This is a genomic window from Microtetraspora sp. AC03309, assembly GCF_020826795.1.
Classification (GTDB): Bacteria; Actinomycetota; Actinomycetes; order Streptosporangiales; family Streptosporangiaceae; genus Microtetraspora; species Microtetraspora glauca.
The window spans coordinates 103114-120612 of sequence record NZ_JADDIL010000022.1 but is presented as its reverse complement, the minus strand read 5'-3'; the positions used below and the strand labels follow the sequence as shown (position 1 = coordinate 120612).

Genomic DNA, 17499 nt, shown 5'->3' with positions numbered 1-17499 from the left:
GCCGTGAGCCGGGACGCCGTGAGCCGGGACGCCGTGAGCCGGGACGCCGTGAGCCGGGACGCCGTGAAGGGAGGCACCATGAGCGGAGGCGCCGTGAGCCGGGACGCCCTTCTCCGCCAGGTCGCACACCCGCGCGGTGGCAGCGGCCTCGACGGTGATGCCCCAGACCGCGGCCTCGATCAGGCTGACGTCGAACTCGGGACGCCACTCCAGCGTCCAGGACTCCTTGAAGGTGCCCTTGCCTCTGGTCTCACGCGGCGTGCCCCACGGGACCCCGATGAGCCCGAGCCGGTGCAGCAACCTGCTGCGGTCGAGGTCGAGGGACTTGCGCAGGTCGAGGTCGTGGTCCCGGCCCAGTGCCTCCGGCTTGAGCTTCACCCGCCGCTGTTCCCCCCGCAGGTGTCGCTGCAACGGCACCATCGGGGTCGAATCGGGCACGTGGCCGAGCCGCTCCCCCACCACCATGCGGCGCTGGACCAGGTCGGCCGACAACTCGTCGCCCTCGCAGAGCACCGCGCGGACCGCCTCGCTCACCTCGGTCAGACCGGCGAGCGGCCGGTCCCGCAGCGTCGCGAGGCCGTCCGCGAGCCGTACGGCCTCGATGACGTGCGCGGACGAGACGGGCAGGTCCTCCTCGCGGAGCACCGCGGCGGCCCGCGCCAGCCATCGCTCGATCGGCCGGTCGGGCGCGGTGAACAGATGGTGGTACCACCCTGGCGAGGTGACGCCCGCGCCGTACCCGCTCCACGCGGCCAGCCGCCCATGCGTCCACGGCACCCAGGTCATCTCAACCTTGACCTTGGGCATGCCCTTGAGCAGCCGGTCGTCGTCGGCGGCCCGGGGAAGCGTCGCGAGCGCGGGCACGTGCCAGGCGCCGCACACGACGGCGATGTTCCGGAAGCCGTCCTTGACCGCCTGCCTGAGCGTCCTGCGCATGTACGCCTCGCGGCGTGCCTCGTACCGGTCGGGTACGTGGCCCTCGCGAACGGCCGTCATCGCCTCGGCGATCACCTCGAACACCGAGCCGTGGCCGGCCTCGCCGTCCGTACGGTGTTCGACGGCGTCCTCCCACCACCGCTCCGGGTCGTCGTAGCCCGCTGCCTCGGCCAGCGCCCCGATCGGATCGGCGTGAACGGCGGTCTGCGCCTCGCCGGACCGTCCTCCGTCGAGCGCGAGGCCGTGGGCGGCGGGCAGATCGCAGAACCGCACCTCGACGTCGGCCGTGGCCGCATAACGGATCGCCTGCCACTCGGGCGAGAACACCGCGAACGGCCAGAACGCGGCCTTCGACGGATCACCCGGCACGTGGGCGAGCAGCGCGACAGGAGGTTCCATGTCCGGTTCCGCGGCGAGGGGAACCAGGGCGTCCGCCTCCGGCGGCCCCTCGATGAGCACGATGTCCGGCTCCAACCGCTCCAGCGCGGAACGCACCGCTCGGGCGGACCCCGGACCGTGGTGCCGCACGCCCAGAATCGTGGTCGTCACCCGATCACCCGCCGTCCGATCCGCTGTCCAGCCCGCCGCCCGATCCCCGGCCGCCCGAATGCGCGCCGCCCGATGCCTCGCCGCCCGGTCTCTCGCTGTCCGATGCCCCGCCCGGCCACGTCATCCGTTCCGTCACCGGCCGTGCGGAGGAGGTCAGCTCGCATCGCGGCAGGCCCGATAGAAGTCGCGCCAGTCCTCGCGCTCTCTGACGACGGCCTCCAGGTATTCCTGCCAGACCACCCGGTCCGACACGGGATCCTGAACGACCGCGCCGAGGATGCCCGCCGCCACGTCTGAGGGACGCAGCACCCCGTCGCCGAAATGGGCCGCGAGCGCGATGCCGCTGGTCACCACCGAGATCGCCTCGGCGGTGCTGAGCGTGCCGCTCGGCGACTTGACCTTGGTCCGGCCGTCGGAGGTCACGCCGGAACGCAACTCACGGAACACCGTGACGACCCGGCGGATCTCCTCCAGCCCGGTCGGCGTCTCGGGCAACTCCAGCGAGCGGCCGAGCTGGGCGACCCGGCGGGAGACGATGTCCACCTCCTCTTCCGCGCTGGCGGGCACGGGCAGCACGACCGTGTTGAACCGTCTGCGCAGCGCGCTGGACAGCTCGTTGACCCCGCGGTCCCGGTCGTTGGCGGTCGCGATGACGTTGAAGCCCTTGGCCGCCTGGACCTCTTCGTTCAGTTCGGGGATCGGGAGCGTCTTCTCCGAGAGGACAGTGATCAGCGCGTCCTGGACGTCGGACGGCATGCGGGTCAGTTCCTCCACGCGGGCCAGCCGCCCCTCGGCCATCGCCCGCATGACGGGGCTCGGGGTCAGCGCCTGGCGGGACGGGCCCTCCGACAACAGCCGCGCGTAGTTCCAGCCGTATCGGATGGCTTCCTCGGCGGTGCCCGCCGTGCCCTGCACCAGGAGGGTGGAGTCACCGCTGATCGCGGCGGCGAGATGCTCCGACAGCCACGTCTTCGCCGTTCCCGGAACCCCGAGCAGCAGCAGCGCCCTGTCGGTGGCCAGGGTGGCGACCGCGACCTCGACGATCCTTCTCGGGCCGATGTACTTCGGCGTGATGACGCCCCCGGGATGGTCGGGGTCTCCGAGCAGGTACGTGGTCACGGCCCAGGGCGAGAGCCGCCAGCCCGGCGGCCTGGGCCGGTCGTCGTCCTTGGCCAGGATCGCCAGCTCGTCCGCGTACTGATCTTCCGCGTGCGGGCGCAGAACCGTCACTTGTCCTCCTCGCCTAGCGGCCCGCCGTCTTCCTGGGCGGCGGTGCCGTGTCCGTCGTCTGTCCGTCTCTCGTCGGGCCCGGCCGCAGGGCCGCCCGTGAATCCGCCCACGGAGCCGTCCGCCGGCCCGGCCGCGATTCCGCCCGTGGGTCCAGCCGCAGGCACGTCCATGAATCCGGCCGTGATTCCGCCCGTGGGTCCAGCCGTGAGTCCAGCCATGGATTCGGCTGCGTGCCCTTCTCCGGAACCGTCCGCGGCGAGTTCCCCGGCCATGTCGTAGCGGAACCGGAGCGTGGCGGACACCTCGCGTACCTCGGAGAGGTCCGACAGCCGCGCCACCAGGCCGTACATCGCGGGATCGAACCGCTCACCCGCGAGCCGCGCCAGCTCCCCGGCGTTCCACGGCTGGGCGGTCGAGGTGTTCACGATCTTCTCCAGTACGGCCTTCGCCAGCGGCGTGCCCCACGGCCGGGGAATGCCGCCGAGCATCATGATCATCTGCCCGTCGACGGGGTGGCGGCGGACGAATTCCGCCGCCACCCGGGACTGCTCGGCCGGGGGGAGGATCGCGAGCAGGTCCGTCAGCGGCTCCACCTCGATGAGCGCGCGCGCCCAGACCCCGTCTCTCTGAAGGATCGCCGCGCGGGTCCAGCCCATGCGGACCTCCCTGGCCCAGTCGCCGACCTCCATGGTGGTGATCTCAACCGGGGAGAGACCGAAGCGCCCGGTCCAGAACGAAAGGGGCGTATGCGCGATGACCTGCTGCAGCCACCACCCCCGCTGCCCGGTCCCCGCGGGCGGGCGGGCCCGGACCCCGTCGCGCTCCATCCTGCTGTCGCACGCCTTCGGCGCCTCGGCGCGAAGACGGTCACCGTCGCGCGTGAGCAGGCGTCCCGCGCGCTCGGCCATCCGCGTCCCGAGCCGCGAGCCGGGCAACCGGGTGAGCAGGTCGGCGGCCGCCTGCCGTACCTCGCGGCGGCGGTCGTCGAGCGCCTCCTCCAGGAAGGGCTCGTCGGCCATCGTCAACCCCTCGGCGAGGAGGTGCGTGAACGCCGCCCGGTCCTCGGGTGTCTCCTCGCTCCAGCCCCGCGCGAGCAGTTCCCTGGCCGCCGTGGGATCGGCCGCGCGCAGCGCGGCCAGGTAGGCCCGGCGATCGCCGCTCGTGCCGAACTCCCACACGTCGGTGGACCCGGCGTACCCGTCGGTCGGCTCCGCCTGGAGGTAGGACCAGGCGGGATTGAGCCCGGCGAGCCACCGGCCGCGCGCGCCGGCCAGCACGCCCAGGTGGCCCCGGATCGACTGGTCCCGCGCCCCCAGGTCGAGGAGCTTCGGGATGAGCCGTGCCGGAACCCGCACGCCGCTTCCCGCCGCGATCTCCAGCCACTCCGCCAGCAGGCGCCCCTGCTCCCCGGCGAGGATCCGGGCCAGCCGGTCACTCGCGGTCCGGGTCGCCAGAGGCCGCGTCTCGGGCGGGGCGGGGGACAGCGGCCGGCCCCTATGCGGCCGCTGTCCCGCCCGTACCCGCATCACCCGCACGGCCGCCTGCTCCAGCAGGTCGACCGGAGGCGCGACGGACGGCCTGCCGGGCACGGGTCTCCGGTCGGTGCCGACCAGCGCGGCCGACACGAGGTCCTCCCACGTCGCCGCGTCCTGGCCGTTCCCCCCGGACTCCTCCGCCCATCCAGGCCCGCCGGCGGGCCCGGACCCGCCGTCCCCTGCGGCCGGAGCCACACCATCGGGCACCACACCACCGGGCACCGAAGCTGCGGAGACTCCCCCGAGTTCCGGCGTCGCCGTTGACGGGGTGGCCCTGTCGCCGCCGTGACGATTCGTGGTCACAGCACCACCACCTGGCCTTCCTCATCCCATGCGGTCAACGGCCGCACCCCTCGTGGCGTCCACTCACAGGCGACGGTGACCGGATGGCCGCCCGACACCGCGAGCAGTCGCCACGGCGTGCCGCACGACGGGTCGAGCCGCAGACCGCCCACCTCGGTGCCACCCTCGGTGCCGCCCCCTGCGACGACTTCGCCGCCTTCGCCGCCTTCCGGGACGACTCCGCTGACGTCTTCTGCGCCGATCCGCGGGCCGACTTCGGGGACGCCCTCGGAGTCGAGCGTGGACGCCGGCTCGCGGGTGCCCCGGGACGCGTCCTCGGGAGAAGCCGCCCGCTCGGCGGGCGCCGTCCCCTGAGCGGAGAACGCCGACCCGGGATCGGGGTCCGCGAGAAGCCAGCCGTCGCCGTTCACCGGACTCGCCGGAACGACCCCGGCCAGGACCACGGGCCACGACTCGGTCCAGGGATCCCCGGCCAGCACCCCCGCCAGAAGGTCGGGGACCTCCGCGGCGCTCAGTCCGGGAGGCGGCCCCACGTGGACCGCCCCATGGCGCCGGGCCACCAGCGCGCGCAGCGGCGCGGCCCCCGGAAAGAACGCCAGATCGGCGTCGACCGTGGTACCGCTGACCAGCGAAGCGTCGAGAGCCTGCCCCACGGGAGCGAACGACAGCACGAGCGCGGCCCTGCCGGTCTCCCTGCCGCGTAGCCAGACCCGGCGGGCGATCAGCCGATCCTGCTCCTCATCCCTGCTGCCGACCACGTCCCACCGGTCACGGACCGCGGGTGAGGCGAGCACGGTCTCCCGCGCCAAGGGGAAGCCGATCCGGGATCGGACCACCTCCCCCAGATCGCGCGGCAGTTCGGACATACGGCGATGCGCGACGGCCAGCAGGTGGACCAGCGCGTACTCACCCAGGAGGCGGCGCGGCCAGTCCTCCTCGCGCAGCACGGGCGGCAGCCGGGAGAACATCCCCGCCACCCCCGGCGCCTGGGCGTCGACCATGCGTTTGGCGAGGGCGTCCCAGTCGCCCGGGCCGGTCTGCCTGGCGCCCGCGATGCCCTGCGCGATCTGGTCGGCCAGCCACCTCTCCAACTCGGACAGCCCGGCGGTGACCCGCTGCTCCCGTTGCCGGGCGCGCCGGTCCGGTGCCGAGGACCCCGCCTGCCCGCCCGAGAGGTCACCGTCACCGCGCCGCTCCGCCCCCTCTCCCTGTCCCGGCTCATCTCCCGGCCGGGCCTGGCCGTCCGGTCCCGGCTGAGCGCCCCGAGCCGCGATCCCTTGAGCCTCAGCGCCTTGAGCCTCGGCCCCCTGATCCGCCGCGCCCTGAGCCGCCTCCAGAGCGGCGGCGATCTTGGACGCCTGTTTCAGGGCGCGCTCCCTGCGCTGGTCCATCCACTCGGCCGCCCAGTCCGCCGGCTCGTCCGCCGCGGGCACCCCGTCGGCCGACCACAGCAGAAGCAGGCCGAGGGAGTGCTTGCAGGGGAACTTCCTGCTCGGGCAGCTGCACCGGTACGCCGGTTCGGACAGGTCGACGCACGCGCGGTAGGGCTTCGACCCACTCCCCTTGCACTCACCCCAGAGCACCTCCGGGGTCGCCCCGAGGACGGACCACTTCCCGGGCGAGCTGACGCCCGACGCGGCCTTCTGCGACGCCGCGTCGGGTGCCAGTGCCAGCACCTGATCGCGGCTCCACCGTTCGATCACGCGCCGCACAGTAGCCAGCGCCGCCGACAAAACCGCGACCTCGCCTCTCGCGACCCCGAAAGCGCAGGTCAGTGCGGGTCCCGGCCGACGGCCCGACAATGGCGGGATCACCGTGAGGACCCGGCCGCGCCTCCCCCGCCATGTACGGCACGCCCGGCCTGTACGGAAGCTCCAAGCACGAGGGATATGTCCAAGTAGCGTGGCATACTCACGCCGTGACTCCGAGAACCGCGCGAACGGCGCTGATCGGCCGGTCGGGCGAGCTCGACCGCTTGGTGCGCGTGCTCGACGCGGCGGAGGGCGGCCTGGCCGGGGTCGCGCTCGTGGGCGGCGACGCGGGGATCGGCAAGACCCGGCTGGTCACCGAGGTCCGCGATCTGGCCGAGGATCGCGGCTTCACCGTCCTCGTCGGGCAGTGCGCCGAGCTCGGCGACTCCCTGCCGTACCTGCCGCTCGTGGACGCGCTGCGCGGGGCGGCGGAGCCGGGCACGGCGGCCGACGACGCGCTGAGCGCCTGGCCCGCGCTGCGGCGGCTGCTCCCCGGCGCCGACCCGGGCGCGGCCGGGGCCGCGGCGGGCGCGCTCGCCCAGCAGCAGCTGTTCGGCTCGGTGCTGGGCTTCCTGTCCGAGCTGGCCGAGGGCCACCCGGTGCTGTTCGTGTTCGAGGACCTGCACTGGGCCGACCGTTCGACCCGTGACCTGCTGGTCTTCCTCACCCGGATGCTCCAGCGGGAGCGGGTCGCCGTCGTCGGGACCTACCGGACCGACGACCTGCACAGGAAGCACCCGTTGCGGCCGGTCCTCGCCGAACTGCAACGGCTGCCGCTGGTCACCGCGACCGAGCTGCCCCCTCTCGCGAACGACGACCTGGCCGAATATCTCGCGACCATCGACACGACCCCCAGAAGCGTGCTCGGCAACGTGATCGGCGGAGTCGTCGAGCGCGCCGGCGGTAATCCGTTCTTCGCCGAGGAACTGCTCGCCGCGGCGGCGATGTGCGACAGGATGCCCGGCACCCTGTCCGACCTCCTGCTCTCCCGGGTGGAGGCGCTGCCCGACCAGGCGCGCCACGTCCTGCGGGTGGCCGCGGTGGCCGGTCACAGCGTCGATCACGACATGCTCAGGGACGCCACCGATCTCGGGGAGATCCCCCTGGAGGACGCGCTGCGCGAGATCGTCTCGCGCGGCCTGCTGACCACGAACAGGAGCGGCTACGCGTTCCGGCACGCGCTGCTCCAGGAGGCGGTCTACGACGACCTGCTTCCCGGCGAACGGACCCGGCTGCACGGGACCTTCGCCCGCCTGCTCGCCGCGCGCGGCGCCGCCGCGGCGGAGCTGGCCCATCACTACCAGGCCGGCCACGACCTGCCGGGCGCGCTCCGGGCGTCGGTCGAGGCGGGCCGGCTCGCGACCGAGGTGGGCGCGCCCGCGGAGGCTCACCGCCACTTCGACCGGGCTCTCGAGATCTGGGAGCACGTGGCCGACGCGGAGCGGCTCACCGGCACGAACGCCGTACGCGTCGCCCTGTCCAGCGCCGCGTCCGCCGCGGCCGCCGGGGACTACCGCCGCGCCGTGGCCCGGTTGCGGCGCCTGCGCCCGTCGCTGGACGATCCGCTCCTGATCTCCGAGACGGACGAGCGGATCGCCTACTACCTCACCGACTCCGACCTCGGCGCCGGCATGGTAGAAGCGGCGCGCGCCGCCGTCGACGTGCTGCCGCCCGGCGAGCCGACCCCCTTGCTCGCCCGCGCGCTGGCCACGTACGCCCGGGCCATGTTCGCCACGTCGGGCACCACCGTACGGGACCTCGCGACCCGGGCGCTTGAGGCCGCGCGGGCGGCCGGAGCGCGGGACGCCGAGGTCAGCGCCCTGATCTCGCTGGCCATCGTGGAGGAGGCGACGGGCACGGTGGAGCAGGTGGAGGCGCTGCTCGACCGCGCCACCGCGACGCGATCGGGCGACCTCAGCATCGACCTGCGCGCCGCCTTCCACCAGGCCCGCGTGCGGTACGAGCACGGAGAGCTGGACGCCGCCGCGCGCACGGCGGACGCGAGCATCGAGCTGGCCGCGCGCACCGGCCTGACCTGGAGCACGTACGGCACGGACCTGCGCTTCCTCCAGTTCCTCATCCACTACGCGTCCGGTGACTGGGACACGGCAGAGCGGGTCGCGGCGGGGTTCGGCGTGCGCGTCGGCATGCCCGCCGAGGCGCACCTGTCGTCGTTCGCCCTTTTCATCGAGGTAGGCCGAGGGAGCGACGCGGCCGACGATCGGCTCTCGTGGCTGCGGCCGTTCTGGAAGGCGGACGAGCGCGACGGCCAGGCCGACTACCTGGTGATCTACATGGCGCGCGGGCTGGCCGCCGAACAGGCTCTCTGGCGCGGCGACCCGGAGACCGCCCTCGCCCATGTGACGGCTGTGGTGGAGGCGCTCGACCCGTTCGATCCGGGGCTCATCCGGATCTGCGCGACCGGCCTGTGGGCGCTGGCGGAGGGCGCGGCGCCGCATGATGCCCGCGAGCGCGCCGACGACCTGATCGAACGGGCGCGCTGGTCCGCCGTGAACGGCCCGTACGGGCCACGCCTGGAACTGGGCCCGGAGGGCGCCGCCTGGCTGCTGCGGGCCGAGGCCGAATGGCACCGGGCCAAGGGGACGGCGGAGCCGGAGATGTGGCGGCGGGCCGCCCACGCCTTCGGGTTCGGGTTCGTCTACGAGGAGGCGCGGTCCCGCTGGCGGCTCGCCGAGTCCCTGCTCGACGCGGGCGACCGCGAGGCGGCACGGACCGAGTGGTCCCGGGCCGTCGAGACGGCCGACCGGCTCGGGGCCGTTCCCCTGCGCCGGGCGCTGGAGACGCTGGGCCTCCGGGCCCGTTTCGGCGCGGCCCACCGCCCCACCCCCGCCGGCGGTACCGGCGGCCAAGGTGCTGGGGGCGGCGGGGGCGGCCTCGACGCGCTGACCAGCCGCGAGCGCGAGGTGCTCGAACATGTGGCGGCCGGCCTGCCCAACCGGGAGATCGGCAAGCTGCTGTACATCTCGCAGAAGACCGTCAGCGTGCACGTCTCCAACATCCTGGCCAAGCTCGGCGTGGCCAGTCGTACCCAGGCGGCGGCGATCGCCCATCGGCAGGGAGCGGCCCTCGGCGAGTGACTCAGTGAGTGACCCCGTGAGTGATCCGGTGTGATGATCCACTGACTGGTCCGGTGCAGGATCCGGTGCGTGATCCATCGTCTCCCCGGTTCACGCTTCACCCTGTCGTACCCGCTTGAAAGAATGCGACGGTAGCCCGAAAGAGGAGGTCAACGGTGACCCGCCAGATCACTTCCGTCATCGGTGGAGAGAACGCACCCGAAGGTTCCCCCTACTCGTCCACGAATCCGGCCCGGCCCTCGGAGGTCGTCGCCACGGTTCCGCTCGCGGACGCGGCGACGTTCGCCCGGGCGTGCCGTACGGCCGCCACCGCGCAGAAGGAATGGGCCCGCGTGCCCGCGCCGGTGCGCGGCCGCGTGATCGCGTCCATCGGCCGGCTGGTCGAGGCGAACACCGAGGCCCTGGCCCGGCTCGTGACCGAGGAGATCGGCAAGCCGTACGCCGAGGCGCTGGGCGAGGTCCGCGAGATCGTCGACACGTGCGACTTCTTCCTCGGTGAGGGGCGTCGCCTCTACGGCCAGACCGTGCCGTCGGAGATGCCGGACAAGAACCTGTTCACCTTCCGGGTCCCGGTCGGAGTCGCGGCCGTCATCACGGCGGGCAACTTCCCCGTTGCCGTCCCGTCGTGGTACCTGGTGCCCGCTCTGTTGTGCGGCAACGCCGTCGTGTGGAAGCCCGCCGAGTACGCCGCCGCGTCCGCGCACGCGCTGTACCGCCTGTTCGCCGCCGCCGGGCTGCCCGACGGCGTGCTGAACATCGTGTTCGCGGACGGCGCGCGGACGTACGAGGGGCTCGACCAGGCGCTGTCCGAGGGCACCGTGCACAAGGTCGGCTTCACCGGGTCCAGCGCGGTCGGGCGCAGCGTCGGCGAGCTGTGCGGACGGCACCTGCAGTCCGCCTGCCTGGAGCTCGGCGGCAAGAACCCGATGGTCGTCATGCCCGACGCCGATCTCGACCTCGCCGTCGAGGGCGCGCTGTTCTCCGGGTTCGGTACGGCCGGGCAGCGCTGCACGTCCCTCGGCACGGTCATCGTCCACCGGGACGTCCACGACGAGTTCGTACGCCGGTACGTCCAGGCCGTACAGGCGGCGAAGATCGGCGACCCGAACGGCGACGTGCTCTACGGGCCGCTGCTCGACCACAAGTTCGCCGAGCGGTACGAGGAGTACCTCACCTGGATCCAGCCGCACCACACCGTGCTGCCCGGCCCGACCGGGCGTATGGACGGCGAGGGCCTCTACTACCACCCGGTCGTCGTCGACGGAGTGCGCCCGGACGACCGGATCTTCCTCGAGGAGACCTTCGGCCCCATCGTCGGCGTGACCGCGTTCGACTCGCTCGACGAGGCGATCGAGCTGGCGAACAGGCCGGGCTACGGGCTGTCGTCGTCGATCTACACCACCGACCCGAAGGCCGCGTTCCGGTTCCGCGCGGGCGTGTCGGCCGGCATGGTCAGCGTCAACAACTCGACCTCGGGGGCCGAGGCGCACCTGCCGTTCGGCGGTAACGGCAAGTCGGGCAACGGCAGCAGGCAGAGCGGCGTCTGGGTGCTCGACCAGTTCACCCGCTGGCAGGCGATGAACTGGGACTACTCCGGCAGGCTGCAGAAGGCCCAGATGGACGTCGCCGACATCACGCCCGATCTGGCCTTCCGCCTCTGACACATCCGGACACCGCCAGACGTCACGTGGTGCCGTCGGGACCGCGGCGGCCGTCGTATCCGAGCAGCCGCATGGCGACCTCGGGATCCATGGCCGCCGCGAGGAGCTGCGCCCGCTCGGCCGCCCGGTCCCTGGCGTCCTCCGCCTGCCTGCGGCCCGCCTGCTGGGCGCGTACCACCGCGACGGCGACCACGATCAGGCCGAGGACGCCGAGGAGCGCGAGGAACAGCACCAGGGCGGTTCCCGGCGAGACCCCCTTCGCCGCCTCCTCCATGGCCCCGGCGGCGCCGCCCTGCAGGAGCGCCGCGCCGAGCAGGGCGATGACGACCAGCGCGATGATGCCGCCGATGACCGCCCACAGCAGGCCGTGCGACCTGCCGCGCCGCGTCCCCGGCGGCGGGAACGCCGGTTCCGGCTGAGTGTCGGGTACGGACCCGTTCAGCGGCACGAGGTCCGGCTGGACGACGCCGTTGCCCCAGCCGTTCGTCGCGACCCGCACCGGCACGCCGGGAGACATGCCGGTCGTCATGGGGTGCGGCTCGTACGGGTCGTCGGCCCGTGGAGGCGCGAAGCTCGGCGACCCGGGCGGCACAGACGCGGACGCCGCGGACGACCCAGGCGACCCGGGCCCCGGCGTTCCGGGGCCGGCGGAGGCCGGGCGCGCGGCCGCGACGACGGCCGACGGTTCGAGCTCCAGCACCCGTCCGGGCGCCGGCAGCTCCACCGGGACGGCGCTGTGGCTCCGGTGCGCGTCCGCCGCCGCAGCGTGGTACGCCTCGATCTCCTCGAAGAATTCGTCGGAGCCGTAGACGGTGCCGTCCACGAGCGGCCCGCGGGTCTTCTCGATGACCGCGACCACGTCGTCGCCGTTGAGCGTCTTGTGGTGCTCCAGGGCGTGCGCGACGCTCAGCACCTCGCGGCGGTTGTCCCTGAGCAGTTCGGCGGTCTTCTCCAGCAGTTGATTCAGGTTGAACTCGATGCGCTCCGGGAGCATGTCGGGCGTCAGGTCGTTCCCCGGCGACCTGGGCGTGCCGAGGAAGCCGATGCCTCCGCCCTGGCCGGGCGGATTCTGGGCCCTGCCCTCACGGATGCCGAGGTCCTGCAGGGCGGGCAGCGACGCGACGCCGATGCCCATGCCCCAGTGCGCCTCCATCAGCCCGGTCAGCAGCGTGGCCGACTGGAGGTCGCCGGAGACGCCGGAGGAGTTGTCCTCGCCGAAGAACATCCGCTCGCCCGCCAGCGAGGCGAGGGAGACCATGATGTCGGCCTCGTACTCCGACTTCCACCTGGTGAACTGGTCCTCCGGCTTGATGCTGGAGACCATGCCGAGGTAGTCGGCGCCCTTCTCGATGGTCGCGAGGTCGATCTCCAGGTGGTGCCGGGTGCGGTAGGCCACGACGGCGTGGCACGCCTCGTGCACGGCCACCGCGTGCCGCTCCCTCTCGATGTACTCGACGTCCTCCGGGGGCCCGAGCTGCTTGAGCCGCTTGGCCCGCATCACGTCGGACCAGGTGATCACGTCCCGGCCGTCCCTGATCGCGGTGATCAGCGACTCGTTGACGAGGTCCTTGATGGTCGCGCCGGTGGCGTACGGAGTGATCGTGGCCAGCTTGTCGACCTGCGCGTCGGTCAGCTCGTGCCGTACCTTGTCGAAGTATCCCTTGTAGGTGCGGATCCGGCCGTCCTTCGACGGATAGCCGACCTTGTAGATGCGGTCGATCCGGCCCGGCCGCAGCAGCGCTTCGTCCAGCGCCTCGGGCAGGTTGGTCGCCATCATGATCAGGATGCGGTACTTCGGCGGCGGCTTGGGACGCATGCCGAGCAGCCGCCGCACGTGCCGGTTGACGAACCCGCGCGGCTTCTTCAGGCCGGAGATCTCGGTGAGCAACGCCTGCAGCGTGCCCATGCCGCCACCGCCACCGCCCATGCCGGCGCCGTAGACCAGACGGCTGACGAGGGCGCCGGTCCTGGAGACCGGGGCGGCCGCTTCCGCCTGCCCCTGCCCGTGACCGACCGCGTTGCGGCCGAGCAGCCATCGGGTCTCCTGGTCGAGGTAGGAGAAGCCGTTGCATCCCGCCTGCTGGAAGGGCGCGGGGACGACCCGGCCCCATCCGCCCGGCCCGCCGGAGGCCAGCGCGCCCCGGTTGCCGAGGGAGTCGGCCTCGTCGAAGAAGACGATCACCCCGCCGTAGCGCAGCGCCAGCTTGCGGAGCTTCCTGAACAGCGACTTGACCTTCAGCACGCCCACGCCGAAGAACATGTTGATGAACGCGCCGGGGTCCACGAAGACGTACGGCTTGCCGGTCGAGCCGGCGACCGCCTCGGCCATGAGGGTCTTTCCGGTGCCGGGAGGGCCCCACAGGAGGATGCCGCTCGGGACGTAGCCGCCCTTGTCCTCGATCTCGTCGGGCCGCTCGAGGAAGACGATGTTCTCCTTGACCCGCTCGACCACGTGGTCCTGGCCCCACACGTCGGAGAAGCGCGTCTTGATGTCGTCGGGGAAGTAGACGTCCACGCCGCCGCGTGAGAGGAACCAGAAGATGGCGGCGAACTGGCCGACGGCCAGCAGCATGTACAGGAGCACCTGCAGGACCGTCGGGAGGTATCCCACCGCCTGGGCCGGCGCCTGGATCAGCGCCTCCAGGGGCGAGGTGTCCCCCAGCTTGCCGAGCACGACGGCGATGACGGCGATCCAGATCGTCCACTTCAGCGCGCGGGCCAGCCGGAAGCGGGTCCAGTCGCTGAACCTGCGGCGGGTCCAGCGGTTCCATCCGCCGAAGACCTTCTTCGTCCAGAACCGGTGGTATCCGGCGGACCTCTCGCTGATCAGGAAGTGGAGTTGCCTGATCAGCTCCAGGCCCGCCAGCCACAGGATCCAGGTGGACTCCTCAGCCGTCTTGGTGACCGCGTCCCGCACCGGGATGATCCCGGGGAAGCTGCCGTAGGTGTTCATCACCAGGACGCCGAACAGCACCGCGAGCAGGACCAGGAACTTGGCCCGGTCCCAGAAGGGAAGCCGTTTCCTGGTCAGCGGGTCGCGGTCCACGGGGCCCGAGCCGGGTTCGCGCAGCCCCTCGGGCTGGTGTGCCGTGTTCATCTGAGGGGCTCCTTCACGAGGTGAGTCGCTTGACCTTGAAGGACTGCGCGACCTGGTCGATCTCCTTGGTCCGCTTCCTGTAGCAGGCGGCCGTACAGCGGATCAGCAGCGTGGACACATGCGTGCCGTCGGCGGAGAGGTAGGCCGTCTCGTCGAACGTCTGGACCGGCCCGCCGAGCAGGCGGTAGTTGAAGATCGCCCGGATCCCGCGGACACCGTCCTTCACCGGCAGCACCTGGTCGGTCAGCAGCTCGAAGTCCTTGAACGGCGAGGCGGACGACGATTCGAGCTGCTGCCGCGCCTCGGTGCTGAGCGCGACGGGGAGACCGGAGGAGTTGCGCAGCACGTTGAGCGACACCTCGTTCCGTTGTGACGGGGTGAGGGTCTGCACCTTCGCCATGACGAACGGCTGGTCCTCGACCAGTGAGCCGGGGACCAGCAGGTGGTCGGCGGACGGCCGTGAGTGGGCGTCGAACCCGACCGTCCAGGTGAGCTGTTTCTGGAGCCGCGCGGTCTCGGACTGAAGGTCGCCGAAGACCTTGGTGTCGAGCGACGCCTGATCGACCTTGCGCCATTCCGAAGGGACTTTGAAGTACGTCGCTCCGTCGTCGTCACGTACGTACGTGAACTGGGAGCCGGCGCAGCTTGACAGCCCTGTGAGCAGTGCGGAGGCTGTCGTTACCGCCACCATTCCGGACCTAACCCGCGATCTTTCCACCAGGGCCCAACCTCCGCTTTGCGGGTGTACGAGGTAGTAGTGCCCGTTTTCCGAGTATCCATCTCGACATCGGCGATGGTCATCTCGGAAATCTTGCCCAAATCTTGGCCATATCTTGGCTTCGCCTGTTATCCACCACTAAACAATGAACACGTCAACTCGATCATGCAACAGGGGATGACTGATCGCGTGAGATAGTGCTAAAGATCGGAGAGCGCGACGAAAAATGGCCTATCGCGAGCGCGCGAAGTGGCCAAGGATGGAGGGGGCGGGGGTGCCGCTCGCCGGGCTCGCCACAGACGCACAGCCGACGGACTTGGAGCACTTCTATGAGCGACAGCGTGGACGACCTTGACCGTTGGGCTCGCGGACTGGAGATCATGAAGCGCGTGAACGGATGGGACCATCCCGCCGACGCGCCCGGCGAGTTCTTCGGAATGACGGTGGAGCATCTGTTCGCCGAGATCTGGTCGCGCGACGTGCTCTCGGTCAGGGAGCGGCGGTTGCTTCTGCTCGGCCTGCTCGTCGGCCAGGGGCTCGACGACGCGCTGCGCGTCCAACTCGACACCGCGCTGCGCACCGGGGAGCTGACCCCCACGGAGCTCCGCGAGGTCGTCGTGTTCCTGACCCACTACGCCGGCTGGCCGCGCGGCGCCCGGCTCAACTCCCAGGTCGAGGAGCTGATCGAGCGGTCGGCAGGGGATTGACGCCGGGACCGGTCCCTCCCCGGCGAACCCGCGCGCCGGACGCCGGCGGGGGCGGCTACGGACGGCGCGCCACAACAGTCCGCGCTCGTATCCTCATCGCATTTCGGAAATAACTCGATGCGGCCGTGTCCGCATTTTCCGCGGTCGACCGAATCAATCGCCGACCGGAACAGAGGCGTCACCACTCGGCGACACACCTCGGCACCACCTCCTTGACTGAAAAGCAGCGGAGCGATCCAATGCGGACAGGCGTGCGCGAAGACGCATGACCATCGATCCAAGGAGGGGTACCGAAATGGATATCAGCTACCACGAAACCCAGGATCGCCTGACAAGCCGTATACGCGCGCACAAGCTGTTCGGCAACTTCGATATCACCGACTGGATCGACGATTTCCTCGGCCATCGCCCACGCGTGAACGTTCTCGACCTCGGGTGCGGCGACGGGAACCACATCGACCTCTACCTGCGCCACGTCGGCGACGCCGGAACGGTCACCGGTGCCGACCGGGACGAAGCGCTGATCAACCGGGCCAAGGCTCGCTACCTGGACGTGGAGAACCTTTCCCTGCGCGTCGGCTCCATGGATGACGCCCTGCCCTTCGAGGACGGCGCGTTCGACCTCTGCATGGTGACTTTCGCCGTATACAACGCCAGGAACGCGGAATTCACCCTCCGCGAACTGCATCGCGTGCTCGACAAAAACGGCGAACTCGTCATGATCGGGCCTACTGCCAACAATGTGGCAGAGCTCTACGAATTCAACGAGAAGGTGACCGGGCGGAAAGCGGACGACAAGACACTGCGTCGATCGGAGCGGATCGTCAACGAGTTCCTGCCTCTCGCTCTGGGAATGTTCGGCAGCGTCCGGGCAGAGGTCATCAATTCCGTGCTGACCTTTCCGAACCGGGACGAGTTCCTCCGCTACTTCTGCTCGACCCTGCTCTACGAGGAGATCGCCGAGCGCGAAGGCCACTCGCTCGACGACCTCAAGGCGTACTGCCCTCCGAGCGGCGCGATGCCGGTGTCCAAGGAGATGGTCGCGGTGGTGGCAACGAAGTCCGCCTGAGCGGCACCACCCTCTACTACAGATCACACGGGGAACATCATGATCAACTGGACGGACCAGCGACTTCTGGTGGTCGCTCCGCATCCGGACGACGAACTCCTGGGCTGCGGCGGCCTCATCAACCTGGTGAAGCGATCGGGCGGACAGGTATTCGTTCTCTTCGTCACCGTCGGCGACACGAGAGATTTCTCGCAGGCGGGACAGTCCACCGGCTCCGAGCGCGAGCGCGAGATCGAGGAGGTCGTCAAGCACTTCGGTGTGGACGGCCACCACATCGCGCTTCGGGGCAGCGACTACCACCTGCGGCTCGACCATCTGCCGCGGCAGCGGCTGATCGACCTGCTCGAGCGCGACAGTCCGCTCTCCTTCTCCGAGATCCGCCCGTCCGTGGTGCTGCTGCCGGAGATCACCAGTTACAACCAGGACCACAAGAGTGTCGCGCACGCGGGAATCACCGCGTTGCGGCCAGGGCCACGGAATGAGCGTCATCAACCCGACATCGTCCTCATGTACGAGGAGGTGGCGGACGGCTGGAGCGGCGAGAGCATCTCGCCGCGCAACTTCTACGTCGGCATCGAGCCGATCGACCTCGATCAGAAGATCGAGGGGCTGCGTCGTTACGCGAGTCAGTGGCGAACGCATCCCCATACCCGTTCTGAGGAGGCGCTCCGCGGCCTCGCCGCGGTACGCGGCGTCCAATGCGGACAGCCCCTGGCCGAAGCCTTCACCTGCCTGCGGTTCACCGCCTGAGGCGAACGGTCACGAACATCCGGCGGCCCCGGCCGGCCCGCGCTCCCACCAGGAGTCGCGGGCCGGCCGGGGCCGCCGTTCTGTGGCGTTGGGAC

General features: G+C 71.2%; 11 protein-coding genes. 5 read left to right on the top strand and 6 right to left on the bottom strand.

The features are described from left to right. The 4 genes from IMZ11_RS15695 to IMZ11_RS15680 form a co-directional block, all read right to left on the bottom strand. On the bottom strand, positions 1-1485 hold a 1485-nt coding region (locus IMZ11_RS15695), incomplete at its 3' end, for a DUF5682 family protein (protein WP_228642031.1). Positions 1486-1638: 153 nt separating this feature from the next. Continuing rightward, a complete protein-coding gene (locus IMZ11_RS15690) occupies positions 1639-2715 on the bottom strand; it encodes an AAA family ATPase (RefSeq protein WP_061255479.1) in 1077 nt (358 codons plus the stop codon). Further along, positions 2712-4553, bottom strand: coding sequence for a DUF5691 domain-containing protein (locus tag IMZ11_RS15685; RefSeq protein WP_228642029.1), 1842 nt, complete (start codon positions 4551-4553; stop codon positions 2712-2714). Before IMZ11_RS15685 ends, IMZ11_RS15690 begins: the two co-directional genes overlap by 4 nt. Then, positions 4550-6256, bottom strand: a complete 1707-nt coding sequence (locus IMZ11_RS15680; protein ID WP_228642027.1) for an SWIM zinc finger family protein — start codon at positions 6254-6256, stop codon at positions 4550-4552. The genes IMZ11_RS15685 and IMZ11_RS15680 overlap by 4 nt, the downstream gene beginning before the upstream one ends. A 215-nt stretch (positions 6257-6471) precedes the next feature. On the opposite strand from IMZ11_RS15680, the gene IMZ11_RS45935 reads away from it, so the two are divergent. Together IMZ11_RS45935 and IMZ11_RS15665 are read left to right on the top strand one after the other, a co-directional pair. After that, entirely contained in the window at positions 6472-9402 is a 2931-nt protein-coding gene (locus IMZ11_RS45935; protein WP_308066795.1) for an AAA family ATPase, read from the top strand. A 155-nt stretch (positions 9403-9557) separates the two neighbouring features. Beyond that, positions 9558-11063, top strand: coding sequence for an aldehyde dehydrogenase family protein (locus IMZ11_RS15665; protein ID WP_228642025.1), 1506 nt, complete (start codon positions 9558-9560; stop codon positions 11061-11063). A 22-nt stretch (positions 11064-11085) separates the two neighbouring features. Here the strand turns inward: IMZ11_RS15665 and IMZ11_RS15660 are convergent, their stop codons facing one another. Together IMZ11_RS15660 and IMZ11_RS15655 are read right to left on the bottom strand one after the other, a co-directional pair. Further along, positions 11086-14160 carry an AAA family ATPase gene (locus tag IMZ11_RS15660; RefSeq protein ID WP_228642023.1) on the bottom strand — a complete coding sequence of 1025 codons (3075 nt, stop codon included), beginning with the start codon at positions 14158-14160 and terminating at the stop codon, positions 11086-11088. Between the two features lie 13 nt (positions 14161-14173). Further along, positions 14174-14851, bottom strand: coding sequence for a hypothetical protein (locus IMZ11_RS15655; RefSeq protein WP_228642020.1), 678 nt, complete (start codon positions 14849-14851; stop codon positions 14174-14176). A 356-nt stretch (positions 14852-15207) separates the two neighbouring features. Here IMZ11_RS15655 and IMZ11_RS15650 point away from each other — a divergent pair, with 356 nt between their 5' ends. From IMZ11_RS15650 to IMZ11_RS15640, 3 genes are all read left to right on the top strand, one after another. Next, on the top strand, positions 15208-15585 hold the full coding sequence (locus tag IMZ11_RS15650) for a carboxymuconolactone decarboxylase family protein (RefSeq protein WP_228642018.1): 378 nt from the start codon (positions 15208-15210) through the stop codon (positions 15583-15585). 295 nt (positions 15586-15880) lie between these two features. After that, a complete protein-coding gene (locus IMZ11_RS15645) occupies positions 15881-16654 on the top strand; it encodes a class I SAM-dependent methyltransferase (protein WP_228642016.1) in 774 nt (257 codons plus the stop codon). A gap of 39 nt (positions 16655-16693) precedes the next feature. Next, positions 16694-17404: a PIG-L family deacetylase gene (locus tag IMZ11_RS15640; RefSeq protein ID WP_255706499.1), complete on the top strand. Its 711-nt coding sequence runs from the start codon at positions 16694-16696 to the stop codon at positions 17402-17404. Positions 17405-17499: the final 95 nt, after the last annotated feature.